General features: G+C 43.4%; 25 protein-coding genes. 9 read left to right on the top strand and 16 right to left on the bottom strand.

Translation table 11 applies throughout. The features are described 5' to 3' along the window. On the bottom strand, positions 1-172 hold a 172-nt coding region (locus tag IQO02_RS22105), incomplete at its 3' end, for a DUF3859 domain-containing protein (protein WP_228006031.1). An 84-nt stretch (positions 173-256) separates the two neighbouring features. Beyond that, positions 257-625 (bottom strand): ATP-binding protein, encoded by a 369-nt coding sequence (locus IQO02_RS07995; RefSeq protein ID WP_010441171.1) that lies wholly within the window; start codon positions 623-625, stop codon positions 257-259. A gap of 286 nt (positions 626-911) precedes the next feature. Between IQO02_RS07995 and metA the strand changes: the two genes are divergently transcribed. After that, on the top strand, positions 912-1,853 hold the full coding sequence (gene metA / locus IQO02_RS07990) for a homoserine O-acetyltransferase MetA (RefSeq protein WP_010441172.1): 942 nt from the start codon (positions 912-914) through the stop codon (positions 1,851-1,853). 169 nt (positions 1,854-2,022) lie between these two features. Continuing rightward, positions 2,023-2,790: a type IV pilus biogenesis/stability protein PilW gene (pilW, locus tag IQO02_RS07985; protein ID WP_016793538.1), complete on the top strand. Its 768-nt coding sequence runs from the start codon at positions 2,023-2,025 to the stop codon at positions 2,788-2,790. 121 nt (positions 2,791-2,911) lie between these two features. Here the strand turns inward: pilW and rlmF are convergent, their stop codons facing one another. Together rlmF and IQO02_RS07975 are read right to left on the bottom strand one after the other, a co-directional pair. Continuing rightward, entirely contained in the window at positions 2,912-4,195 is a 1,284-nt protein-coding gene (gene rlmF / locus IQO02_RS07980; RefSeq protein ID WP_016793539.1) for a 23S rRNA (adenine(1618)-N(6))-methyltransferase RlmF, read from the bottom strand. Positions 4,196-4,199: 4 nt separating this feature from the next. After that, on the bottom strand, positions 4,200-4,697 hold the full coding sequence (locus IQO02_RS07975; protein WP_016768041.1) for a YgjP-like metallopeptidase domain-containing protein: 498 nt from the start codon (positions 4,695-4,697) through the stop codon (positions 4,200-4,202). Positions 4,698-4,850: 153 nt separating this feature from the next. Between IQO02_RS07975 and IQO02_RS07970 the strand changes: the two genes are divergently transcribed. Then, complete coding sequence (locus IQO02_RS07970) at positions 4,851-5,087, top strand: glutaredoxin family protein (RefSeq protein WP_004734934.1); 237 nt, start codon at positions 4,851-4,853, stop codon at positions 5,085-5,087. 89 nt (positions 5,088-5,176) lie between these two features. On the opposite strand, the gene IQO02_RS07965 is transcribed toward IQO02_RS07970, so the two are convergent. Further along, positions 5,177-6,049 (bottom strand): LysR family transcriptional regulator, encoded by an 873-nt coding sequence (locus tag IQO02_RS07965; protein ID WP_016788727.1) that lies wholly within the window; start codon positions 6,047-6,049, stop codon positions 5,177-5,179. A gap of 110 nt (positions 6,050-6,159) precedes the next feature. On the opposite strand from IQO02_RS07965, the gene IQO02_RS07960 reads away from it, so the two are divergent. Both IQO02_RS07960 and IQO02_RS07955 read left to right on the top strand, forming a co-directional pair. Beyond that, positions 6,160-7,359 carry an MFS transporter gene (locus tag IQO02_RS07960; protein ID WP_016793540.1) on the top strand — a complete coding sequence of 400 codons (1,200 nt, stop codon included), beginning with the start codon at positions 6,160-6,162 and terminating at the stop codon, positions 7,357-7,359. 85 nt (positions 7,360-7,444) lie between these two features. After that, positions 7,445-8,011: a DUF1415 domain-containing protein gene (locus IQO02_RS07955; RefSeq protein ID WP_016793541.1), complete on the top strand. Its 567-nt coding sequence runs from the start codon at positions 7,445-7,447 to the stop codon at positions 8,009-8,011. A 49-nt stretch (positions 8,012-8,060) separates the two neighbouring features. On the opposite strand, the gene IQO02_RS07950 is transcribed toward IQO02_RS07955, so the two are convergent. After that, positions 8,061-9,131, bottom strand: coding sequence for a diguanylate cyclase (locus tag IQO02_RS07950; protein ID WP_010441188.1), 1,071 nt, complete (start codon positions 9,129-9,131; stop codon positions 8,061-8,063). A gap of 212 nt (positions 9,132-9,343) precedes the next feature. Between IQO02_RS07950 and IQO02_RS07945 the strand changes: the two genes are divergently transcribed. Then, entirely contained in the window at positions 9,344-9,919 is a 576-nt protein-coding gene (locus IQO02_RS07945) for a nucleoside triphosphate pyrophosphohydrolase family protein (protein ID WP_010441189.1), read from the top strand. 124 nt (positions 9,920-10,043) lie between these two features. Here the strand turns inward: IQO02_RS07945 and IQO02_RS07940 are convergent, their stop codons facing one another. The 4 genes from IQO02_RS07940 to gntH all read right to left on the bottom strand — a co-directional run bounded on the left by IQO02_RS07940 (position 10,044) and on the right by gntH (position 13,600). Further along, on the bottom strand, positions 10,044-10,532 hold the full coding sequence (locus IQO02_RS07940; protein ID WP_016784503.1) for a GNAT family N-acetyltransferase: 489 nt from the start codon (positions 10,530-10,532) through the stop codon (positions 10,044-10,046). Between the two features lie 114 nt (positions 10,533-10,646). Beyond that, the gene (locus IQO02_RS07935; RefSeq protein WP_016788730.1) at positions 10,647-11,150 is read right to left on the bottom strand and encodes a hypothetical protein; all 504 of its coding nucleotides are present in this window, start codon (positions 11,148-11,150) and stop codon (positions 10,647-10,649) included. A 185-nt stretch (positions 11,151-11,335) separates the two neighbouring features. Further along, complete coding sequence (locus IQO02_RS07930; RefSeq protein ID WP_016799753.1) at positions 11,336-11,851, bottom strand: hypothetical protein; 516 nt, start codon at positions 11,849-11,851, stop codon at positions 11,336-11,338. Positions 11,852-11,974: 123 nt separating this feature from the next. Continuing rightward, on the bottom strand, positions 11,975-13,600 hold the full coding sequence (gntH, locus tag IQO02_RS07925) for a guanitoxin biosynthesis MBL fold metallo-hydrolase GntH (protein ID WP_016799754.1): 1,626 nt from the start codon (positions 13,598-13,600) through the stop codon (positions 11,975-11,977). 193 nt (positions 13,601-13,793) lie between these two features. Between gntH and IQO02_RS07920 the strand changes: the two genes are divergently transcribed. From IQO02_RS07920 to IQO02_RS07905, 3 genes are all read left to right on the top strand, one after another. Further along, positions 13,794-14,633 (top strand): LysR family transcriptional regulator, encoded by an 840-nt coding sequence (locus IQO02_RS07920; RefSeq protein ID WP_016788733.1) that lies wholly within the window; start codon positions 13,794-13,796, stop codon positions 14,631-14,633. A gap of 98 nt (positions 14,634-14,731) precedes the next feature. Next, positions 14,732-15,451 carry a hypothetical protein gene (locus tag IQO02_RS07915; RefSeq protein ID WP_016799755.1) on the top strand — a complete coding sequence of 240 codons (720 nt, stop codon included), beginning with the start codon at positions 14,732-14,734 and terminating at the stop codon, positions 15,449-15,451. A gap of 59 nt (positions 15,452-15,510) precedes the next feature. Continuing rightward, positions 15,511-15,744 (top strand): hypothetical protein, encoded by a 234-nt coding sequence (locus IQO02_RS07905; protein WP_016788735.1) that lies wholly within the window; start codon positions 15,511-15,513, stop codon positions 15,742-15,744. Between the two features lie 289 nt (positions 15,745-16,033). On the opposite strand, the gene IQO02_RS07900 is transcribed toward IQO02_RS07905, so the two are convergent. The 6 genes from IQO02_RS07900 to IQO02_RS07875 all read right to left on the bottom strand — a co-directional run bounded on the left by IQO02_RS07900 (position 16,034) and on the right by IQO02_RS07875 (position 23,284). Beyond that, positions 16,034-17,488 (bottom strand): lytic polysaccharide monooxygenase, encoded by a 1,455-nt coding sequence (locus IQO02_RS07900; protein WP_029203035.1) that lies wholly within the window; start codon positions 17,486-17,488, stop codon positions 16,034-16,036. A gap of 410 nt (positions 17,489-17,898) precedes the next feature. Then, the gene (locus IQO02_RS07895; protein ID WP_010441195.1) at positions 17,899-18,258 is read right to left on the bottom strand and encodes a DUF6559 family protein; all 360 of its coding nucleotides are present in this window, start codon (positions 18,256-18,258) and stop codon (positions 17,899-17,901) included. 55 nt (positions 18,259-18,313) lie between these two features. Then, positions 18,314-19,072, bottom strand: a complete 759-nt coding sequence (gene btuD / locus IQO02_RS07890; protein ID WP_010441196.1) for a vitamin B12 ABC transporter ATP-binding protein BtuD — start codon at positions 19,070-19,072, stop codon at positions 18,314-18,316. Continuing rightward, entirely contained in the window at positions 19,059-20,054 is a 996-nt protein-coding gene (gene btuC / locus IQO02_RS07885) for a vitamin B12 ABC transporter permease BtuC (RefSeq protein WP_010441197.1), read from the bottom strand. The genes btuD and btuC overlap by 14 nt, the downstream gene beginning before the upstream one ends. A gap of 133 nt (positions 20,055-20,187) precedes the next feature. Continuing rightward, complete coding sequence (locus IQO02_RS07880; protein WP_010441198.1) at positions 20,188-21,216, bottom strand: succinylglutamate desuccinylase; 1,029 nt, start codon at positions 21,214-21,216, stop codon at positions 20,188-20,190. Positions 21,217-21,487: 271 nt separating this feature from the next. Continuing rightward, on the bottom strand, positions 21,488-23,284 hold the full coding sequence (locus tag IQO02_RS07875) for a M3 family oligoendopeptidase (protein ID WP_016799757.1): 1,797 nt from the start codon (positions 23,282-23,284) through the stop codon (positions 21,488-21,490). Between the last annotated feature and the right edge of the window lie 79 nt (positions 23,285-23,363).

Raw genomic sequence — 23,363 nt, 5'->3', positions numbered from 1 at the left:
TCTTCTCACCTTTGGCTTTTTTGATATTCAGAATATAACCAAATTCGACATCGATTTCAGCGTCGACAATGGTGGTGAACTCTTGGATTTTTGGAAGATCTTTTGATTTGGAATCCCAAGTGGAATAGATACCATAAGAAGTCATGTCGACCATGACAGAGCGCTTTGCCATTTCAATCATTACCTTGATGTTGTTCTATATAATTGATGTTGTTTGTCATTCACTATGAGTACAGACATTAAACCCCGAACACGGCTATTCTTGCCAGTCTTTCGCCATACGTTTAATCACTGACGGTTCAATATCGTGAATACTGCCATATTGCTCTCGGCACACTTCGATAACCAATTCTGCTTTATATTTGAGTGCAAGTTGGCGGTAGGCCTTCATTTCCCAATGCTTAACAAAGGTATTCGAAACAACCACATCTAGCCCTTGTTTCAAGCCGTTTTCTACAGTGTTCTGACACCACTTATGTGCCTGCTGTAACTGCTTAGGGTCAAAACGGTACTCACCTTTCTCATTCACGTAATACATATCGGCTTCGACGTGGAGTGCATCGTAGGTTTTTGCTTTTGTTGACTTGCCAGAACCGGGCAACCCTCGAATGAGTATTAACTTCATCAGATACTTTATGGTCTGTTTAAAAGCGTGAGTTTATCTTAAATGCCAACGAGTTGCTTTGATAACTGACATTTGGCAATCTGCCAGTTTTCAAACCGACGCACTGAGCTATAACGCCAAGTTTACGTTTGAAAGACCAGACTTCAGTTCTCCAAGAAACTCGGTATCTCAACTGGTATAAAACACAAAATATTTACATCTATCCACTTTGCATGTCGACAAGCGTATCAAACTACTATAGATTTAGAAGTATAGACGTCTACATATCTAGCTTAGGGAGAAAGCTGTGCCTATTCGCATTCCAGACCAATTGCCAGCATCCGATGTTCTTCGTGAAGAAAACATCTTTATTATGCCGTTATCAAGAGCATCGACACAGGAAATTCGTCCACTTCGAGTCTTGATCCTCAACCTAATGCCGAAGAAGATTGAAACTGAAACTCAATTCTTACGCCTACTGTCAAACAGCCCATTGCAAGTCGATGTAGAACTGTTGCGCATTGATGACCGACCAAGTAAAAACACGCCAACTGAGCACCTTGATAACTTTTATCGTCAATTTGAGATGGTAAAAAACCGCAACTTTGATGGACTGATCATCACTGGAGCACCACTTGGTTTGGTTCAATTTGAAGATGTTATCTATTGGGACCATCTAAAAACAATCATGGAATGGGCAAACAAACATGTCACTTCTACTTTGTATGTATGTTGGGCCGCTCAAGCAGGCTTAAAGCTCTTATATGATCTGCCAAAGCGCACTCGTAAAGAGAAGCTGTCTGGTGTTTATAACCACGAGATACACAATCCATTCCACCCTATATTACGTGGCTTCGACGATACATTCTTAGCTCCGCACTCTCGCTATGCTGATTTCTCTCAGGAATACTTAGCAGAGCATACTGATCTCGATGTTCTCGCGACTTCAGATGTTGCAGGCGTATATTTAGCCGCAACCAAAGACAAACGAAATGTCTTCGTAACGGGTCACCCTGAGTATGATGCTCATACGCTTCACAATGAGTACATCCGCGACTTAGGCGAAGGGATGGAGCCGGTTATTCCAATCAACTACTATCCGAACAACAATCCAGACAATAAGCCCGTTGCAAGTTGGCGTAGTCATGGTCACTTATTATTCTCAAACTGGTTGAACTACTGCGTTTACCAACAAACGCCTTACGATTTGGATCACTTCAGCGAAGACAACTTTACCAAAGACGATTAAGTTTTTTCTTCCGATTCACAAACATATAAAGCCGCGTTCATTAGGTTGTTGATAAAACACCGAATTGGGCGCGGCTTTTTTATGGTGTGTGGGTCGCATTCCATAATAGATTTACCACTTCAATGGGTTTGATTTCATATGATGGGTTGGTGTTCATAAGGAGCTTCACATGCCTGCCAAGCCATTATTACCTAAACCCTTTTCGTTATCCCGCCCCCTTTCATTATCAAGTATGGTACTCCTCGCCTCGCTTTCATTAGTCGGTTGCGTCTCTGTCACTGAAGGTCCACCAAAGATTGAAAGTGATCCTATCGCTATGTCGGAATCTCGAATCGAATTGGGCTTGGGCTACATGGGACAAGGCAATATGGTGAGAGCGCGTGAAAACCTAGAACTCGCAGTCAAGCATGCTCCAAGCTATTACCGCGCACGACTTTCGATGGCACATTATTATGAAAAAGTTGGTGAAGTGGACGCAGCGAGAATGACTTACCGAAAAGCTCTGAGACTAGGCTCCAAAAACGGTAATGTGTTGAACAACTATGGTACGTTTTTGTGCAAGCAAGGTAAATTTGAACAAGCAGACAAGTTCTTCAATCGTGCCATTGATCAACCCTACTATTACTTGGTATCTGCAAGTTATGAAAATGCCGCGTTTTGTGCTTTTAAAGCCGGCAATACAGAGCAAGCAAAGCACTATTTCACCCGAGCCATAGACCACGATCCAAACCGCGTAAAATCAATTCTTCAGCTCTCTAAGATAGAAGTCAGTACTAAGGATTATAACGATGCTCGGCTGCGTCTGTTTAAATTCCACCAGCGTTATGGTTATCAAGTACCCTCACTTCAAATCTTAATCGAACTAGAAATGAAAGCCGGTAACAGCGCATTACAGCAGAAGTATCAAAATGAATTAGACGAGCTGCTTTCTGTTTAAAACGGCTTAGGTTTTAGATGATTGAATAATTAGATCGAAAACGGGCTTGCTGAAAATATCAGCAAGCCCGTTGTAAGTTTTAGAGGTCGGTTTTGAACTGGTTACCTCAATTCTGGATTGGTTATTTCAATTCGATCCATTGTTGACGCTGTTCGTCGTCCATAAATGTCCAAGCAACGAAGCGACTGACTTTTTGGCCTTGTGACATTTCAACCACCTTCACTTGTTTTGCTCTGAGCTTGCCAAGTTCTGAACGGATCATATCTACATTGTCTTTCTTAGAAATTAGCGTTGTAAACCACAATACCTGAGTCGAAAAAAGTTGACTCTCTTTGGCCATTTTCAAGATAAATGCGGCTTCACCACCTGGACACCATAATTCCGTTTTTTGTCCACCGAAGTTCAATGTTGGCTTATCTTGCTTAGTAGGCGCTTTTCTCGCTTCAGGCTTGAATGATTGCCCTGCTTTCTTTGCACGGTTCGCCGCTAAATTATCTAACTTACGCTGCGACCCTTGATCGGCTTCTTCTTGTGAACCATGGAAAGGAGGATTACAGATAGTTACATCGTAACGCTCATTATCCTTAATTACACCTTTAAAGATAGATTCAGAGTCAGCTTGTAAGCGAGTACGGATCTTACCTTTTAGGTTCGCATTACTCTCCGCAATGAAGTTTGCTGTTTTTACTGAGACAGGATCTACATCCGTCCCCGTACAGCGCCACTTATACTCTGTCGCGCCAATGATTGGGTAAATACAGTTCGCGCCAACACCAATATCCAACGCTTTAACAGAAGCATGGTTATAAGGTTCACCTTGGCCATCGCTATTCAGGAGATCTGCCACTCTGTGGATGTAATCAGCACGGCCAGGAATTGGCGGGCACAAGTAACCCGCAGGAATATCCCAATGCTTCACACCGTAGTGATGGGCAAGTAAGGCTTTGTTCAAAAGCTTGACCGCCAGAGGATCAGAAAAGTTAACCGTATCTTCCCCTACTGGATTCTTAATCAGGTGTTCTTTCAATTCAGGCAGTGCTGCGACCAACAGGTCAAAATCGTATCGGCCTGTATGTTGATTTCTTGGGTGCAATCCGCCTTGAGGTTTTTCAGCGGAACGTCTTTTCTGCGCTGCGTTTTTGTTAAAAGCCGTTTTATTGAAAGAACCCTTATTCAATGAACCTTTATTCGCACCCTGCTTCCCTTTGTTATCTTTAGCAAAAGGTCGCTTTGCTTTGTTATTACCAGCGCCTTTAGATACGCTGTTCTTGCGACTTTTATCAGATGTGTTCTTTGTAGAAATACGCTTGTCGCTATCTTCTTTATTTTGATTGTCTTTTGTTTTTACTGATGAAGTGCTGTTTTTCGACAGGCTTAGCGTAGTTCTATTTTGTGATTGGCTCATTGGGCTACTTCTTTAAATCTAAATACATCATGAATAAACGGGCATCCAACTCAAGTTGATGATATTCCGGTTCCATGTGACAGCATAGTTGGTAAAAGGCTTTGTCGTGCTCTTTCTCTTTGATATGCGCCAGTTCGTGTACCACAAGCATTCTCAGCAAAGGTTCTGGTGCATTTTTAAAAACACTGGCGATACGAATCTCGTTCTTCGATTTGATCTTTCCACCGTGATTCTTAGCAACGTAAGTGTGAAGACCTAGTGCATTATTGATTAGGTGGATCTTACCGTCGTAAACCACTTTGCTAATCGGCGGTGTTTTTTTCATATAGCGATTTTTTATCTCAATCGCATAGTCAAACAGGGCTTTCTCGCTTTTTATTCCATGATTCTTTGGGTAGCGAGCTTCAAACCACGTCACCAATTTACCCGACTCAACAAGTTGAGTCACAGGATCAATAATGTGCTTAGGATAGCCTTGAATATAGCGTAAAGAAGGATGCATGCTGAAAGACCGTACAAGTTACACCACGACAATACGTTGTGGTCTTGAAAATTGAGCCGCATAGTGTAACTGATCACACTTTTCTAATCACCTAGGATTCGTTACACTTTAGTGAGATTCACCAAGAGCTAGACTCAAAAAGAGATTGTAAAAATGAAACGTGTTGTATTGTACGTCGCAGACAAATGCCCGCACTGTAAAGATGCGCAACGCTATTTGGACTCCAAGAAAATTGAATATCGTCTAACGAATGCAAAAATGCAGCGTGGTCGTAAAGAGTTACAGGCAATGGGTGCTCGCTCTATCCCTGTGCTGAAAATCGGTGACCAAGTGATGGTCGGCTGGAATCAGAAAAACTTCGATAAGATGTATAACTCAAAGAACACCTAACGTGTTTTGAGCCAGTCATACTTCTATACAACAAAGCCCGAATATCCAATCGAGGATGTTCGGGCTTTGTTTATTTAAATCTTACTAAATCACACATACCGCTTAACGAAATCAATAAAGGTTCTGTCGGCTTTCGACAAATACCCTTCCTTTCTCCAGGCCAAAGACAGATTCAGTTTTACAGGGTCTTTAAATGGCACACCTACCACATCTTTCTCGTATTCCGTCACTAAGCTCAAAAGTGCGGTGATCGCAAACTCTTGTTTAACTATAGAAAGAATCATAGGAAGCAAGTTGGTCTCGAACGCGATAGTCATATCGAGGTTGTATTTCTTGCAGGTCGCATCAATAAAGTCACGATGGAAATAGCCTGATTTGAACATGATTAGCTCTTGAGCAAAGAACTCTTCAAAGGTCATCGAAAGCTGTTGTGCTAGCGGATGCTCCTTACCGACAACGGCGACCATCTCAGAACTTAACAGATGATCCGTTTCCAAATCATCAGGGACGTTCTCATGATTAATTACACCAATATCGAGTTCGCCGTTTAACAGCATTTCACGAATCGATGCGGTGCCAGCATCAATCAACGTCAACTTTAGATTTGGGTATTGGCTCTTAAATGCCATCACGACTTGCGGGAAAAAGTAGCTCCCCATCATACTCGGAGCGCCTAATCGAACCTCGCCTTTTTCTAGTCCCTTTAGCTCATTCATCGCAAGTTGAGCATCATCGAACTGCTGGGATATCCGCTTCGCATGTTCAAACAACACCTTTCCCTCTTCCGTTAAGGTGACGGATTTATCTCCGCGACGAAACAGAATTAACTCGAGTGTCTGTTCTAGTTTTTTAATGGAGATACTCAATGCAGGCTGTGCGATATGCAGCGCTTTGGCGGCTTGAGTGAAGTTACCAAACTGCGCAACAGCTAAGAAATGACGAAGTGGTTTTGATTCAAGCATGGCGATATATTAAATATATAGAGGTGATATTTTTAATATATTTCTTTAATCACGCTTGTGCTGATAACTTGTTCACAAATAGCTTACTAACTCGCGCAGGCTCAACGTAAATGTTTGATAAAGGCAGTCCTCAATACAAACGCATCACCCAATCATTGGCAATTGGCTCGTTTATCATTTTCTGTAACCTTTACCTCTTCCAGCCAATCTTGCCGCACATGGCGGAGCACTTCCAAGTATCGGAAACTCAGATCAACTGGCTGTTTGCCGCGACAACACTTGGACTTTCCATCAGCTTGGTGCCTTGGGCAATCGCTTCTGAAACCTTTGGCCGAAAACCTATCATCTTGTTCAGTCTATTTGCGATTCCTCTAATTGGGCTAACCATGGTATTCACAACAACTCTGTTGCAACTTGTAATTGCAAGGGCGTTTATGGGCATTGCTGTCGCTGCGTTTGCTGGAGTAGCTGTTGCTTATATGGTTGAAGAGCTATCTCCTAAGGCATTTGCGGTGGCAATTGGTGGTTATATTGCAGCGAACTCACTGGGGGGGATTTTCGGACGTGTATTGGGAGGCTTGATTACGGATTATTTTGACTGGCACTCAACGGTTTTGTTTTTCGTTGTCGGCTCTTTGCTTGGTGCACTCTATATTGCGTATAGCCTGCCTGACCAACAAAACTTCAAACCGCAGAAAGGGCTGTTCTTTCACCATAACCGCTCGGTAGTTATGCATTCAAAAAACCGTACTTTAAGGCTCGCGATGTTGATTGGTGGCGCTAACTTCGCCCTGTTCGTTAACCTGTATTCGGTTATGGGCTTTAGGTTGGTCTCTGATCCTCACTCAGTACCTGTGGGTTTAGCATCGCTGATATTCCTATGTTACTTGGCCGGAACGGTCAGTTCTAAGCTCTCCAACAGATGGACGCTTCGCTTTGATCCGCTAAACGGTATCTTGATGGGCGTGTGCATTAGCTTAATCGGAATGCTCATTTCTGCGGTCGATAAAGTCCCATTCATGTTAGCTGGTTTGTTATTGATTAGCGGCGGCGCGTTCTTCGCCCATACCCTTGCCTACTCTTGGGTAAGTCAAAAAGCGCCGAGCGCTAAGGCCACAGCAACCGCACTTTACTTAGTCCACTATTACATAGGCGGGAGCCTGGGTGGTTTCTTACTCTTGTATTGTTGGCAACTATTCGGTTGGAATGGCGTAATTGCGGGCGGCTCTATCTTCTATGTTGCGATTTTTGCATGGGTCTATCAGTTGAAACAGTTACAAGTATCGGCTTCCAAACTCGCACAAGCATAGGTATGACTGAGTTTGTAACTCAATTATTGCTTTTGATTAACGTCCGTTCTGATATCCTACGCAAAATTTCATTTCGGAACCTGTTATGTCGAACACTCAAAGCACTGATCTTCAAACCATCCACGACCAAGTAAAACAGTGGTTAGACGATGTCGTTATTGGCCTAAACCTGTGTCCATTCGCAGCTAAGCCACAACGGAATAAGCAAATAAAGATCTTTGTGAGCGAAGCAGAAACCGAAGAAGTGTTACTAGAAGACATCATGACGCATTTTGTTGAGTTAGATAACACACCGGTTGCCGAGTTAGAGACGACTTTGGTGGTTGTTCCTAACATGCTACAAGATTTTTTCGACTACAACATGTTCATTGATTGGATTGAAGCCCTGATCAAACAAGAAGATTGGGAAGGTACTTATCAAGTGGCCACCTTCCATCCAGACTACTGTTTTGGTGGCGCAGACCCAGAAGACGATGAGAACCTAACGAATCGTTCTCCTTATCCGGTTTACCACTTAATTCGCGAAGCAAGCATGGAAAAAGTGCTGAAGCACTACCCTAACCCTGAAGCGATCCCTGATACCAACATCGCGAGAGTTGAATCTTTAACGCAGGAAGAACGTCGTAAGCTGTTCCCATATCTGTTCAGTTAATCTCTAAGGCTTAAAGGCAGTATACCGTAATAAATCGCCAAACTTTAACTTACGAACCTAAGCGCTCTTGATAAAATGGACGAGCAACAAACTGATCTCGTCCATTTTCTTTTGCCATGTACAAACAATCGTCAGCCACTTTGATCAAAGAATCCAATGCCGACATTCTTTCAGATTTGCTCTCGCCCGCACTCATTTCAAAATGACACGCACCTACGGAGATGGTGACCGGCTTTCTATCGAGCGTAATCGCCTTCACCTTCTCAAGCAAAATCCTGATCTTATCTTCCACATGAGCAGGGGTAGCATGAGGATACCAAATAACAAACTCTTCGCCTCCAAAGCGAGCGGCGAACTCCCCAGCTTTAACGTTATTGCGCAGTATATCAGCGACTTTTTTCAACACGTTATCACCCATTTGGTGGCCATAAGTATCATTGACTTGCTTAAATAAATCGATGTCCACCACCGCAAGCGTTCCACTTCCAGTAGAGCCTTTCAGTTTTTCTACTTCAATATTAAGAGTCCGGAATAAGCAACGTCTATTGGGTAAACGAGTCAGGGGATCATAAAAAGCTTGGTATTCTAGCTTTTCGTTCAACTCTTGCAGTTTGCGTTCCTGTTTCCTTCTCACTAGCTCCACTTCTATCCATGAAGCCATTAATCTCATTACGTCTATATCGAACTCTTTGAATTCTCTGTAGTAAGGTCTAGGACTTGAAAAGTTTAGGGTGCCGTAAAGCTCTTCGTTAACGAAAATAGGAATGCCTATATAGGATTCTAATCCAAAAGACTGATAAGCAGGATGAGTCGCATACTTATCATGTTTACCACAATGTTCTATACCGATAGGGCCGATAGATTTACACGTAATTTCGCAGTAGGTCGACCGATAATCAAAAGTATCACCACTTTGCAGTTCCACGCCGTCAGGGGCAATGCAGTGTTCAACTCGGTAGTGATTGCCTTCTACTTTTGACAGAATACCAATATCTAGATCAAAGCGTTCGAGTCCCATCATAAGCAGCTGAGCGATCTGGGTATCAAAACCTTTTCGGTACTCATTAGTAATTTGATATAAGCGTCGTATAACAATTTCGCTTTCACTAGCTTTATACATAACTGGATCTCATTGCTGTCGAATTTAATGACAACATTAACATTTGGTATATAAAGGAGAGTAAAAGGTAAAAAAACATAATAATCAATTGGTTTTTATGCAAAATACCTCATTGGTCAAACGAATATAGGTCGACTTCTTCTACTTTGCGTTAGCACCCTATTCCTAGCTTTGGTAAAATAATTCATTAACGAAACAAAATGGATAGGAAAATGAACCTTTCTCAACTAAACCAAGAAATCTACGATCACCTTTACCGCGATATTGAAGAGTTCCGCAGCACTTTTGATCTGCCGGTTGCTGATCCTGAAACAATGGACGAAAAAGGCGATACGCTACATACATCTCTAGCGATAGAAGAACTAACAGAACTAGCTGAAGCTGACTCTAAGATTGAGCAAGCTGACGCTATCGTAGACAGCGTTTATGTTTTGATGGGGCGTTTAGTTCACCTTGGCCAAGCTAAGGTTGAAGATAACCTAGCGATCAGCTATTTGATCGACTTGCTATTGAATGTTTGTAATAACCGTTCGATCGACTTTTTACCTTGCTGGGACGAAGTACATTCAAGCAACATGAGCAAAGTATGTCGTAACGAAACAGAATACGCAGAAACAGAAGCTTTCTATGCTGAACAAAACATCAAACTGATGGCGGTTCAAAAAGGCGAATACATCATCGCTAAATGTGCAGAAGATTTTATATCTGAAGGTAAGACGATTCGCCAAGGTAAAGTACTTAAATCAGTACACTACCGACCTGCAAATCTTGAACCACTAACGGCTTAAGCGAATCTTTTAGATTTATAAATTATTCACTTTTTGGTTAGCTAAACAACAAACGCCACGTTTAAATAACGTGGCGTTTTATTATCTGTCAGTTAATTTTAGCTGTTTGAGTTGTAGCCGAATGTTATACCAGTCGCGCCATATGATAAACCGCTACATATTCGCCGTTTCTAAAGGCAAACCCTGCCGATTCCCCTTCAATAACAAAGCCGAATTTCTTGTAGAGATTAATCGCTCTCTCATTGTCGGTATAGACCGTTAATTCCATTCGCTTGATGTTAATCCAGTTATCACACAGATCGATTGCTGTTGCGAGCAGTTGACTACCAACACCTCTGCCTAACACATCGTCTTTAACACCCATGCCAAATGAAGCGACATGTCGCCTTCTCGGATTTACACATACTTCCATGCCCAAATTTCCAACAATCTCGCCTTCCAGTAATGCGACGTAAGAGTAGACATTATCAGGCATATTGGAGATTCGCTTCTGCCAGCTTTCCAGAGATGGGTTTGGGAGTTGCAACGTACCGGTATAAGCATTAGTGCATTCGTAAACTTCTTTGATTCCCTTTGCATCTGACGGCTCAGACCGTCTCACGATAATACTCATCGCAACTCCTACTATTGTCTCGCTAAATATGAAACACATCCTTAATGTGCATCTAGACACACTAACAAATAGTAAATATTTAACAATAGGCTAGATGGACTTATTTTATTGGGCTTAGTTGATACTAAGTAAACGCCCTCGCTCGATATCTTGCTCAAGTACCTCTGGCGTCAAATCGCCATGTCCATGGTGATCATGATTATGGTGATGCCCATGGTCGTGGGAATGACCTTGATATTCATTAGCTCTTTGAGCTAACCTGTCTGAGTCCAAATAAGTGTCAGTCAAATCAGCACAATAATCTTCAGTCCATAAGCGACGAGCCTCATCATCACTCATGATTTGCTCAGCTTTAGGGCCCAACTTATCCATGTAGTACATCCCCAACTCCTCACCTTCTACATTAGCGTGGTTGATAAGATTCATGAAAGCAGGTTCTTGATTCTCCTCTGATAGATGACCATTTTTGTAACACACGGTTAGACTAATAATGTCGTCGCCAAGTTGCTCTAGTGCTGGGTTAAAATGATTGTGACTGTGATTATGTTCGGCAGCGGCGACAAGCATTGGAGTAAGCAAAACACATGCGATAGCCAGTAGCTTAATGGTATTTTTCATGGGATAGACCTTCTGTATCTTCGAATACAAATTCGTTTAGTTGGTTGACTTGTCTTCTTGTATAGTGAGATGAGCGGATGGGAACTTCAAAAGCATTTAAGCCTGAGTACCCCTCTGCCTCACTACAAATAATCAATATGATTGAATAACGAGACTCGATATAAAGAGCGTTCAGCAAACAAGAATTACTTATCAACCACGATTCTTGCTGGTGCGATAGTGTAAGCCATGCGGTTCATTTCCCATTCGCCTTTGGCTTCCAATGCTACGGCTAATGCTTGCGCGTCTTCACATACCTTCGCTGGTTTTCCGTCAGCCCAGTATGATGGACCCGAGGTGTAGCCGCACATTACTGAAAACGTGTGTTGCCCATTCTTTGTGGTGTATTCCGTCATAATGACGCCACCTTCTCCATGCGTTATTTTTAGTGAGCCTTCATCGGCGACATGCATTACATCGGAAGGATTCGGTTTGACATACGTTGTGTAGGTCCCGCCATCTGACATGGATTGGTTGTCGTACATGGTGTAGCCTCCTTTTTCTGAAGGTAAGTTCAGTTCGTAGTTAGGATCAATATCCGCTAAACGTTCTGAGTTATTCGTCGCACCAGGTTGGTAGTTGTGAGCATTTGATTGTCCGTTAGCGAAAACAGACCCTGCCACTAAAGAAAGGATAACGACCGCTAAAATTGATTTTTTCATAATGAACTCCAGATATTCTAATCAAATATGTTGCTAGCAATAATTTTTATGATTGAGTAAGAGAATGAGCTGCTTCCTAAGTTTTTAGGATGTGAGGGCACATCAGCCCTCACTACAAGTATCCTATTTGTTATCAGTTCCTGCCCGTTCACCAGGCTCAGTTGGACGACTGACCGATTTGCGCTCAAGGTTGTGGTGAGCACGCACTCGATCCATGTATTCTTGCTTGGTGTTCATACCTTGCTTCATTGCTTCTGGTACTTGTTCAGCGGGGATCACAATGTCACGGTCGACTGGCCATTCAGTTAACAGTTCTGGATGGTAGCCTTCTGGGTAGTACAGTTTCGGGTCCAATTCTAAGTCACGAATCTCTTGTTCTTGTATGTCTTCACGGCTGTTTTTCGGCAACGGGATTCTAAAGTCAGACCCATCTGCCATATCAAATTGTGGCGCTCGCGCATTCGGGAAATTAGGTAAGATACCTTCACGAACCCACGCATTATCTTTGGTCATGTTTACGACAATCCCATCTGGTGCGCCGAAGTGGTAAGGCCCTTGCCAATGATGACGAACCTCAGCAACAGTCTCCTCATTGAGGTATGGGTCGAATGTCATGTGGGTTGTCATGAACAAACGAGGCTGAACTTCATTTGCCACATAACCCGCTGCGTACGCTGGTGTATGGTGAGTATCGACCGTGTATCTCGCCAAGAATGGCGGCACACCTTGAATAATTGAAGACACACCGAAGGTTTCTGTTTGCAGTTCAGTAATAAACAAATCAGCGCCTTTTGCGTATTTTAAATCCAGCTCCGTTGGGCGACCGTCTCCAGTCCAAACAAACGACAGCACTCGACCGTCATCTTGAGTCCAATTTAAGCGGTAACCTGATGCACCGTCTTTCGCGTGACTACGGCGCCAGTGAATCACTTCCACATTGTCTTGGTCATAGATAACGCCTCCGTCGTCGCGGAAATCAAACTCGTGTACCACAATGTCGTTACCTGATGGGAACACATCAAATGCGTCGGTGTGCCAGTTCAACATTTGCTGCATACCTTCAATCATATGACGAGTGCCATATTCTGGAGTCGCACCACTTGGGCCATAAATGTTAAGCGGCTTTTCCCAGCGACCATTCCAACCGCCAAATTGATACAGGTAAGGTAACGAACCGTAGTGGTCTACGTGTAAGTGAGTAATGAAGATATGGTCGAGTTCATTCATCGCGACACCCGCCGCTACGTAGTTCGCAATAGAACCTTCACCTAAATCAAAGACAAAGTTAGAGCCATTACCCAGTTCTAAATATATCGACGTATTTGCTTGCCCCGGGCGAATCATTGGTGATGTCCCCATGAACGTGACTCGCATTTCATCCGGCTGAACTTCTTCAGTGCGTGGGAACCAGTTCGCGCCCGACACCATATGATCGCCATAAGGTGCAATGCCTTCAAACATCAAACCTTCTTTCCAACCTGAACTGGTTTCTTTGCGATAATCACCATTATTTACACCACCCATTAACACAGAAAGCACTTCTTCTTCTGAAGAGTACAAATTCCCTTTAGGTTGAGAATTCAAGTACTCTTCAAGGGTTTCACCCTCGTGATATTCGAATTTTTCGAGTTTTTGAATATCAGAGTTCGTTTTCTTGGTGTTGTATTGCATCATTGGGTCAGCAGCAAAAGCCGTTGTCGTGATGATTATTGCTGTAGAGATGATTGATAATTTTGCGAAAGTTCTCATAGTTTCACCTATCGATCTGAGTATTAAGTAAATGAATGAAGTTCCTTCCCCACTCCGATGCAAACAAGTTTATTAATAAACAGAACCTTGATATATAGTGTAAACTTCACTTAAAACCTCCATTTCATTTATGTGTTAACAAGTGCTCCATAATGATCCGGATGAGTAGCAGCAAGAATAGAGGGAACTGAATATGGACCTAAATTTACTGACGACATTTTTGGCCGTTTACAAACACAGCTCTATCACCGTGGCATCAGAGCAGCTCGATATTTCTCAACCCGCGGTAAGCGCGGCTATTAAGAGACTCGAAAGTGTCGTGGGCAAAGCTTTATTTGTGAGAGAAGGACGAGGTATCGCACCTACTGGAGCTGCAGTATCACTGGCTAATAAGATAGAAGACCCATTAAACATCATTGGAACGGTTGAGCAGCAAAAGGATGACCTTAAAGTCTATTGCACGGAGAGCTTGCTTCATTTCGTTAGTCAGGTTGAAGGAGTAAGCTTCACGGAAGCGCCGCTCGAAGAGGAAGAACTGTTTGATGCACTTACTGCACAAAAAGTGGATATCGTCATTGATGTGCTTTCGAGTAAGAAACACTCATTGATTGAAGAAACCATCGTCGATGAGGAACCCGTGTGTCTGACTCGAATTAACCACCCTCGAATTGGTGAGACACTAAGTAAAGAAGAATATTTCCAAGAGGAACATATTGCGCTCAAGATTAAACGCGCCAACATGAACACGGTGGAGTTCTTATCAGAGAGTGATATCGAGCCGCGAAAAGTCAGGATTGAAACCAGCTCAATTTCGAGCATGCTGATTTTGACAAGCACGACGGATTATATCGCCGCTTCTACTCGTTCTTTCGCAGAAATGCTAGCACCTGCGCTTGGCCTACGCGTTCACGCTATCCCCATCAAATTAAGACCGATAACGTTTCGGATGCTCTATCACCGCCGTTATGCTAATGACGAGCAACACATCAAAACCCGCGAAGCAATCAAATCGGCATTAAGAAAACATAAATGAAACTGAGGTTTTAACTAAAGTTAACCCTATTAATATAAATTCAGTTTAATCTCATACTCTCCAGCAAGTTAATTCAATAGAACGACACTGGAGAATCCATGAACAAACTTAACCTTATTGCACTACCGCTTACATTACTAAGCAGCGCAGCATTTGCGACGTCGACTCAAGTTTACATAGAACAAAACGTTGCCTCTAATGCGGCTGATAACGGTATCTACACCACAGAAGCTGGCGCATTGATCGATACGTCAGAAAATGGACAAGTCTATATAGGTTTTGATGACCAGGGTTGGTTGGCTGCGGGTTACGGGCACGATTTCCACATCAGCGAGTCCTTCACATTCAACCTATACGGAGAGATCGGCAAATGGGACAACGGTGAAGAGTTATTAATCGAAGGTATTATCGATTATCAAGTGAACGACAACTTCAATGTATTCAGTGGATTGGGGTACAACCAATCAGGTCAAGTACTCGAAAATGTAAGCGATGGCACGATTAACACTAATAAATTCATCGCTGGTGCGGGATACTCACTCGCCGGTTGGGATTTAGCTTACCAATACACTCACGAAAACAGTGATGGCTCCAATGGCGGATTTACTCACAACGATGACAACGTTATCTTTCATCAAGGCGATTACCGAACCAATGAACACGAAGTCGTTCTTTCTAAGAGCATCGACGACTGGACACCCTACGTGAAATACACCTATTTTAATACCAACGAAGGTGACCTTTACTTGAACGGCCAATCGATGGGCCCGATCGACAACGACAATATCATTACGCTTGGTTTGTCTTACGACTTCTAAACATCCCAGATTCAATTCTCATAGGCAGATGGATTTGCCCACCTTTCGAGGGCACTACTATGAAAATGACTCCTCAACGTAACAAAGTCATTAATATCGCTGCAGCGATCAGTATCGTTTTATTTTCTGCGATTCCCACCTACGCAAGTGCTGATCACTTAGATTGCCATTATCTAGAGCTGAGTCATCTAGAGACAAGCTATCTAGATGACTCATTCGTCGAATTCATTACACCAGATTTTGTTCAGGAGTATCTTAACGATAAGATTAAAGAAAACCTTATTCTGGAATAATTCGCTAACACATTACAAAACGCAAAAGCTGAGGCTTGGATACACTCGATGGAGTAGTAAATGGGAACATCGAAAAAACCAGCCGTTAACCCAATGTACTCTTTAGTCAGACTTGAACTAATAAAGATAAACACAATTCACTTCACAGTCGACTCAGTACTATTATTTTCATGACGATATCGCATCATGCTTTACTTATACCCCACAAAAAAGCACCACACTTATAAAGCATGGTGCTGATGTTACTGTGTAGTTTTGACTAAGCTAATTAGTATCTTTAAAACAAAGACTAGTTAGCTGGACGCCAAACGCCCCATTTGTCGCTTTCGTATGTTGCTTGAGGGTTTGTACCACCCTGAACCCACCACTGCGCTTTCCATGACTGGTTCGAGTAAGTCACTACTTCACCGCCTAGGTAAGTCGCTGATGAATCCCATGTGCCTGGGTCAGGAGTCGGATCTGGATCCGGCGTTGGATCTGGGTCTGGTGTTACGCCACCGTCATCAGAAATTACTTCAAAAGTGAAGGTTTCAACACTCTCGCTTTCAATCGAGCTAGCCATAAACGATAGAGTTTCGTTAGCAGTGATGCCAGTGGTATCAACTACGATAGAAGCCGTGCCGTTATTTTGAATACTTACTGAAGAGCCTTGTGTCTGAATTAGATTTGCCGCTTCGCTTGTTGCAATCACAACTTTGTCGCCAGCATTCACTACATTATCACTCTTCACTAGCTCGTAGATGTCACCTTTCAATGGCTCAACACCACCGTCACCACCATCAATCAATGTTAGTTTCCCTGACGCACGGCTATCTTTTGAGTTGAAGAAGTTACGTGAAGGATCGTTTTGAAAGTACATGTAGTGCTGCATTTCAGCATGCCAATCACCAATGAAAATCGCACCATCTTTAAACTCTTCATGCCAGCCGTTAATTTCTGAAGCCAACAAGCGAGCCCAATCGTTAACGTTTGAAGCGTCGATAGCGATGTCGAAGCTACGCGCTACTTCACCATACTTGTTGATGATGTCGTACTTAACGGTGTCGCCAACTTGTGGGGTACCAAAAATTTCTGAAATGAATAGGTCGCCACGTACCAGATCAGGTTCAGGACCCGGCTCTGGCGGAGGGGTTGTGCCACCCGCGATAGTGATGTCTGAACAGTTGTAGAAACCTTCGCCCGCCGAATCATCACGTTGCCAGCGCACATACAAGATTGCGTCGCCAGAGCGGTCCGAAGGAATCGTTACGTTGATACGATATTTGCCACCGCTTACAGGAACATTCCCCACTTCTTGGATAAGATCTAAGTCACCCCACGCTAGGCCTTTGCTTAGATCTGCGTTTGGTTTCGTTAGGTAGAACTCCCAAAATGACGGATTGTGTGGCGCAGTCGCATTGAATACATATTCAAATGTACCAGTATTAAGCTCAGTGCGAGTCCAGCCTGTATGAGGTGCACCCATGCCGCGTTTTTGCGAATCATTGGCGTAACATAAAGTGCCGTCAGGAATCGCCGCTTTTACAGCATTAATGTTGTTGAAATCTTGGATATTTTTCGCGTACTCGTTACGTTGAACGAACGGATATGAACCCGAAATATCTTTTGCTTGAGCACATGCAGCATTGGGTGGTGTACCTGACCAAACCCCGCCTTGCTCGTAACACGTGTTCTGACGTGCGCTTGGAAATTCAGACCAGCCATGAGCGTTTGCCACTGACGGCACACTCGATAGCATAGCCATACCTACTGCTACTTTTAGAATATTATTATTTATTGTTGTCACTTTCCCACTCTCTATTATTTTACCCTAAACACAAAACTAATTGGTTACTAACCAACCAGCACTGTAATTCGAGGGTTTATAGTTTCTGACTTAAAGAACAACGAAAAATATATACGTCAATTATATCAATGACAGCGGGTTTTATACTGATAGGAATCAGAGTCACACAACTCAAACAAAAGCGTTGTAGATAGATGATGTTGCTTCGAATTATGAAATTTCAGTATTCCGTGTTGATAGAGGAAAAACCATCCGAGATGCATAAAAAAGCGACTTAATGATTAAGGAGCTTTGGAGCTTTGGAGCTTTGGAGCTAGACACTAAGTACACTGCACGAGTTGTACACTAGTTCAGTAATAAGAAGAGAGTTAGTAGCGGCTGTTCATACCAAAGCGATGTGACATGTCATCGTCCATACGACCGCCCTTCCAGCCGCCTCCACCCAAGAGATTGAGCACATCACGTGCGGTGTAATTCTCGCCACCGAAGAAGTCATTAGACACATCATTACGTAACAGCTGGATAGTGGGAACTAATTCAACATCTAAATCTTGTGAATCAGCAAACAAAGCCAATGCGATTTGTTGTTGACGCTTACTCAACTCGCGAGAACTCGTTTCAACTTGTCCAATTGAGAAGAAGTCACGGCTTCCATAGCTCTTTACCAACCTTACAGACAGTAGCTTAATGACCTTTTTGATTCGTCGTCTTTGGATGTATCTAAACATATTTGATCCTTTACTCACTCGTCTTTAACCCAATGACCTTTAGCAAACGCCCTCTCTAACCAAATAGCAGATAGGTTTGATAATCTACAGAGATGCTTTTGACTTGCGTATTGAACACCGACTCCAGCTGCTCGGGAGTAAGAACTTGTTCTGCACTACCTGATGCTTGAAGTACACCTTTGTCGAGCAACAACACTTGGTCTGCGTGTCTTAGGGTTCTGTTCAGGTCGTGATTGGCCATGATCACCGCAATGCCCTTCTTTGCCACTCGATCAATCAGCTTGTATAACAAGCCTTCTTGAGCAATATCCAACGGAGCTGCGGGTTCATCGAGGATCAGCAGCTTTGCGTAAGGATTAAGCGTCGGCCAAATTTGCAGGCACATTCCGGCCAAACGTACGCGTTGCCATTCACCTCCAGACAGTGTCTGAATTGAACGATGAAGTTTGTCTGTGATGTCCAACATCTGGCTTATTTCGTCCAAAGCTGCGTTGATTTCAGTATTAAGTCCATGTGATGAACTTGGTAATGAGAGCGCGAGATATTGGAACACTTCTAAGTTGAAGGCAGGCCTTGCGCTTTGACACAGATAAGCACGGTGTAATGATAAGTCTTGTAACGACAACACAGATAAGTCTTGCTCATCGATCTTTATATCGCCTTTGTAACCATCACCAATACCAGATATCGCTTCTAGTAAGGTACTTTTACCGCTGCCATTAGGACCGATGACATGAGTCACCTGCCCTTGCTTGAGCTCAAATGATAGCGGTAATAAACGAGCGCCTACGCTCAGGCTCTTAATTTGAATCATGATTTTTGATTAACATCCAAATGAAGATAGGCGCACCGATACTGGTGGTCATCACACCCAAAGGTAATTCTGCAGAATCAAGTAATGTACGCGCACAAATATCAGCAAACACCAGCAGTGCCGCACCAGCAACCGCGGACAAAGGAAGCAGGTATTTGTTGTCAGTACCAATCGCTAAGCGCAACAAGTGTGGCACAACCAAACCAACAAAACTGATCACGCCACCTAAAGCTACTGCGCAGCCGACTAAAATAGAGACAGCGAAGATCAAGCGCCAGCGTAATCTCGGAACGTTAACACCCAATTGCGCAGCATGAGTCTCGCCAATCATCAGCTTATCGAGCTTGCTACCTTGCAGACACAACCAAATAATCACGGGAATCATCACTAAGGTAAGCGAGTGTTGATACCAAGTCACACCACCCAAACTGCCCATTAACCAATACATCAGCAAGCGAAGGCTTAGGTCATCACTAAAATAGAATGCCCATGTCACCATCGCGCCTGAAAGAATGCCTAACGCCACACCCACCAGCAATAATTTGGCCGTGGTCAGTCGCATCGTTTTGACCATGCTCACCAGAATCACGGTGAAACAGAGCGAGCCTAAAACGGCAGCAATCATGAACAGTTCTGGAGTTGGAGCAAACGGTAAGAAGAACAGCACTATCACCATGGCCAAGCTCGCGCCACCGGAAATACCAAGCACGCCGGGTTCGGCTAATACGTTACCGAGTAAGACTTGCAAACTTGCGCCTGAAACGGCTAATCCAGCCCCGATAGCAATAGCAGCCAATAGTCGAGGTAAGCGTAAATCAATCAGTAGTTTTTGTTCTAACGTGGACAAGGTGCCCAGAGGGGAAATGAAGAGATCGCCAACCATTAGGTAAATTGCACTCAGCGCGACAAGCAATGCTGCCATCAAATAAATGGCTCGCGTCCATTTGTGCTGTTTTTGGTGAAGAAGTTGTTGGAAATCCATATCAAGCTACTTTGAAAATGTTCGCGTAACCTTACCTGTATACCCAAATAAACTCAAGGCTCACACCGTAATGTGAACCTTGATATTTCAACCAGTTGAGTAGTTGTTTTAGTCGATTAAATCCGACTGGATATTAATCGTACACAAGCTGACCGTGGTCGAATCGTGTTTCAACTTCGCACACCATTAAGGCCGCTCGTTGACCAATAGCCACGTTGCGATTTGGGAATACCACGGCTTCGTTTTCATTCTTCGCCATCAATGGTTTATCACCATCATGACCGAACACTTCACCGTGCTTAAACGCGGTAAAATTCTCAACGTCATCAGAGAACATGAAATCAAAGTCATCGTGCAAACGAACAATCGTTCGGCTTACGCGATAGGTAATGGTTTTCTTTGGCAAATGCTCTGGTTCTATTTCAGCAATCAGGTTGCGCATCGCCAGGTCAAAAGCAGTGAGCTTATCAAGCTGGTTCTCACCAATTCGCGCGACCTGCCCTAGCTCCATTGTCAGTGCTTGAGCTGCAAAATTTTCAGCACTGTACCAACTGAAGGTGCTGGTTGGTGCGTTCGACAACAACACCGCTTCAACATGCGCGCTATTAATGAAATCAAACAGCTCTTTATTGCGAACTTCGTGTCGAACCTTGGGGCTCACGGCGAACGAATAATGCTTAGACAAGCGGATCGCACAATGCAGATCGAGGTGCCAGCGAGTGGCAGGTTCCGTTTGTTTATAAAACTCAGTCACTAAGAACTTTAAGTTCTTCGCAATATCCACTTCTCGATTGCTCTCGTGCTGTTTTTCATCAAACAGACGATTCATATTCACATCAAGAAAACGGGTATGCGCGTTGGTTGCTTCAGGGTGAGCGATGATAAACAAGCATCTCGCGTTCACTTCCTGAAAGCCTGTTTCTATATCCTCAATGAGCTTATCGATAAGCTCCATTGGAGAGGTTTCGTCACCATGAACACCTGTTGAAAAGATGATGTTTTTGGTTTCAGAATTGTACTCTGCGGGAATCACTTCCAATACACCGCGTTGATGAAGCTTAATTTGAACACCGTTACTCAGTACGGTCTGTCCTGCAACCACTTCTTGCTCAAGATCTAGGCTGTCAAAAAGAAATGATTGGCGAAAGAGGGTCTTCGTCATGCGCTACTCCTTAATTGCACGGCCGTATGTTAATAAATTGTACATAGAAATTGTGTTGCTAGGATCGCACTTATCAACAGAAACTCCGTTATCACTCACAAATACTGCCCATATATTTTAGATTTCTTGCTTATCAACAAACCGACGTCTGTTCCAAATAATGATTTTTTAATTCTGTTCTAGATGATCATTTTAAGTTTAGTCATTTCAGCAAGATAAGAGCCACGTAAGCTAACACAGCTCTTACCCGCGATGAACAGATTGAGATCAATTAATCTTTCTGATTCAGTAATCTTTCAAATTCATCAATTTGAACTTTGACCATATCGATGCTTTGTTGCCAAAAATCGGCTTCAGTCAGATCCATGCCAAGGTGTTTTTTTACCACTTCTTCTGCCATCATGCTGCCAGTATCACGAAGCAATGAGACATAATCACCGTAGAATTGTTCGCCCTTAGAATCACGTTGTGCATAAACGCCTTTACTGAATAAGTAACCGAACAGGTATGGGTAGTTGTAGAAGCTCACTTGAGAGATGCTGAAGTGCAGCTTGCTCGCCCAGAAGTAAGGGTCGGCTTCTGTCATTGCATCTCCGTACCAATCTTTCCAAGTGTTTTCCATTAGGTCGCAAAGCTGCTGAGCCGTCAGTTCGCCTTTTTCACGCTGCTCGTAGAAGGCTTTTTCAAATTCGAAGCGAACGGGAATGTTCACCATTAATGCCAAAGAAGAAGAGAGCTCTTCCCACAGCATTTCCAATTTTTCATTTCGTGTTTGTGCTTGCTTCAACAAGTGGTCACGAACAATATTCTCAGCAAAGATCGAAGCGGTTTCAGCAAGTGTCATTGGGTAACGAGTTTGACACAATGGCATGTCTTTCATTACCCAGTTATGGAAAGCGTGGCCCAATTCATGAGCTAGTGTCATTAAATCTGAGCGACTACCACTCCAAGTCATGAAAACTAATGGCGTGCGAGTGGCTGCAAACTTAGTACAGTACGCACCTAGGCGTTTGTTCGCAGCAGGCGCGGCATCAATCCAACCGTTCTCAACCATTAATGCGACAAAATCAGACATCTCTGGATTGACTTCAGAGAAAGCCGTTTTGATCACTTCGATCGCTTCATCAAATGGGTAAACTTTAGATTCATTGTCACCCAGTGGTGGCATCGCGGCTAAATGGTTCCAAGGTTTCATTTCATCCAAGCCGTGAACTCTTGCCATCAACAAACCTGCTTTCTGACCAACAGCTCGATTGGCTTTTGCCACCGACATCATGGTATCTAGCGTTTCTGGTACAATGCGGCTTCCATGCAGGCTTGGATCAAGGAAATGCACATCGCTAATTTTCGAACGCTTTTTGTTTTCCGTCAGTCGCCAACCTGCCAATGCATTTAGAATCGAAGCAAACGACTCTTGATGCGTTTTCATTGCACCTTGAACCGCGCGCCATGCCGGTTCTTGTTTGTCGAATTCGCTGCCATACAACAAACTCGCGGCTTGTGAAAAACCTAGAGCTTCGTCTTCACCGTCCAGCTTTAGTGACAGTTTTAAAGAACCCGTCAGGTTATCGTATAAACGCCCCCATGCATCGCGGCCATCGACTTTCATTGCGGCTAGCAACTGCTCTTCAGCTACACTCAGTCTACTACTTGCAAGTTTACGAGAGCTTTCAATCGCAAACCCTTGCCCTGCTACATCAGCACTATCATGCTCTAAAACGGCATTGATAAATTCCGACTCAGCATGAATTAACGTATCTTCATAAGGGCTGAACGCTTGAGACATCTCAGAGTTCAGTTTCGCGACACGACCAAGCAATGCTTTCGCTTCAGTATGTGTTGCGTCTACCGATGCGTGACAGTTAGCAAACGTGTTGATGGTGCTAAGTAACGTACCTGCCGCTTCTGAAGTTTGAATCGCGTTTTGCATCGCTAGAATGATGTGGCGCTTTTCAACATGCACATACAAAAGTTCAATACACTGCTGAATGAGTTCAATATCTTGTTCTATCTTCGCATCATCCAGATCGCGATAAGCGATGCTTAGATCCCAACTAGGTGTTGTCATGACAAAATTCCTTTCACGTAAATAGCGATTGTAAGCATCGCTTTATACTTCTAATATTTTTAATAAATTGTTAATTATT

The organism is Vibrio sp. OPT24 (assembly GCF_015163545.1).
GTDB classification, from domain to species: Bacteria; Pseudomonadota; Gammaproteobacteria; order Enterobacterales; family Vibrionaceae; genus Vibrio; species Vibrio cyclitrophicus.
The sequence above is the reverse complement of the archived record's forward strand: the minus strand, read 5'-3'. Positions and strand labels throughout refer to the sequence as shown.

What these genes read in the sequence shown, in the direction of transcription:
- IQO02_RS07900 (WP_029203035.1), bottom strand. Translation starts at nt 17,488, where the DNA reads ATGGCTATGCTATCGAGTGTGCCGTCAGTGGCAAACGCTCATGGCTGG.
- pilW (WP_016793538.1), top strand. Translation starts at nt 2,023, where the DNA reads ATGCCTGCCAAGCCATTATTACCTAAACCCTTTTCGTTATCCCGCCCC.
- IQO02_RS07895 (WP_010441195.1), bottom strand. Translation starts at nt 18,258, where the DNA reads ATGTTTAGATACATCCAAAGACGACGAATCAAAAAGGTCATTAAGCTA.
- IQO02_RS07955 (WP_016793541.1), top strand. Translation starts at nt 7,445, where the DNA reads ATGTCGAACACTCAAAGCACTGATCTTCAAACCATCCACGACCAAGTA.
- IQO02_RS07930 (WP_016799753.1), bottom strand. Translation starts at nt 11,851, where the DNA reads ATGAAAAAATCAATTTTAGCGGTCGTTATCCTTTCTTTAGTGGCAGGG.
- IQO02_RS07960 (WP_016793540.1), top strand. Translation starts at nt 6,160, where the DNA reads ATGTTTGATAAAGGCAGTCCTCAATACAAACGCATCACCCAATCATTG.
- btuD (WP_010441196.1), bottom strand. Translation starts at nt 19,072, where the DNA reads ATGATTCAAATTAAGAGCCTGAGCGTAGGCGCTCGTTTATTACCGCTA.
- IQO02_RS07935 (WP_016788730.1), bottom strand. Translation starts at nt 11,150, where the DNA reads ATGAAAAATACCATTAAGCTACTGGCTATCGCATGTGTTTTGCTTACT.
- IQO02_RS07950 (WP_010441188.1), bottom strand. Translation starts at nt 9,131, where the DNA reads ATGTATAAAGCTAGTGAAAGCGAAATTGTTATACGACGCTTATATCAA.
- IQO02_RS07995 (WP_010441171.1), bottom strand. Translation starts at nt 625, where the DNA reads ATGAAGTTAATACTCATTCGAGGGTTGCCCGGTTCTGGCAAGTCAACA.
- IQO02_RS07965 (WP_016788727.1), bottom strand. Translation starts at nt 6,049, where the DNA reads ATGCTTGAATCAAAACCACTTCGTCATTTCTTAGCTGTTGCGCAGTTT.
- IQO02_RS07920 (WP_016788733.1), top strand. Translation starts at nt 13,794, where the DNA reads ATGGACCTAAATTTACTGACGACATTTTTGGCCGTTTACAAACACAGC.
- btuC (WP_010441197.1), bottom strand. Translation starts at nt 20,054, where the DNA reads ATGGATTTCCAACAACTTCTTCACCAAAAACAGCACAAATGGACGCGA.
- IQO02_RS07945 (WP_010441189.1), top strand. Translation starts at nt 9,344, where the DNA reads ATGAACCTTTCTCAACTAAACCAAGAAATCTACGATCACCTTTACCGC.
- IQO02_RS07970 (WP_004734934.1), top strand. Translation starts at nt 4,851, where the DNA reads ATGAAACGTGTTGTATTGTACGTCGCAGACAAATGCCCGCACTGTAAA.
- IQO02_RS07905 (WP_016788735.1), top strand. Translation starts at nt 15,511, where the DNA reads ATGAAAATGACTCCTCAACGTAACAAAGTCATTAATATCGCTGCAGCG.
- rlmF (WP_016793539.1), bottom strand. Translation starts at nt 4,195, where the DNA reads ATGAGCCAATCACAAAATAGAACTACGCTAAGCCTGTCGAAAAACAGC.
- IQO02_RS07940 (WP_016784503.1), bottom strand. Translation starts at nt 10,532, where the DNA reads ATGAGTATTATCGTGAGACGGTCTGAGCCGTCAGATGCAAAGGGAATC.
- IQO02_RS07880 (WP_010441198.1), bottom strand. Translation starts at nt 21,216, where the DNA reads ATGACGAAGACCCTCTTTCGCCAATCATTTCTTTTTGACAGCCTAGAT.
- IQO02_RS07975 (WP_016768041.1), bottom strand. Translation starts at nt 4,697, where the DNA reads ATGCATCCTTCTTTACGCTATATTCAAGGCTATCCTAAGCACATTATT.
- IQO02_RS07875 (WP_016799757.1), bottom strand. Translation starts at nt 23,284, where the DNA reads ATGACAACACCTAGTTGGGATCTAAGCATCGCTTATCGCGATCTGGAT.
- gntH (WP_016799754.1), bottom strand. Translation starts at nt 13,600, where the DNA reads ATGAGAACTTTCGCAAAATTATCAATCATCTCTACAGCAATAATCATC.
- IQO02_RS07915 (WP_016799755.1), top strand. Translation starts at nt 14,732, where the DNA reads ATGAACAAACTTAACCTTATTGCACTACCGCTTACATTACTAAGCAGC.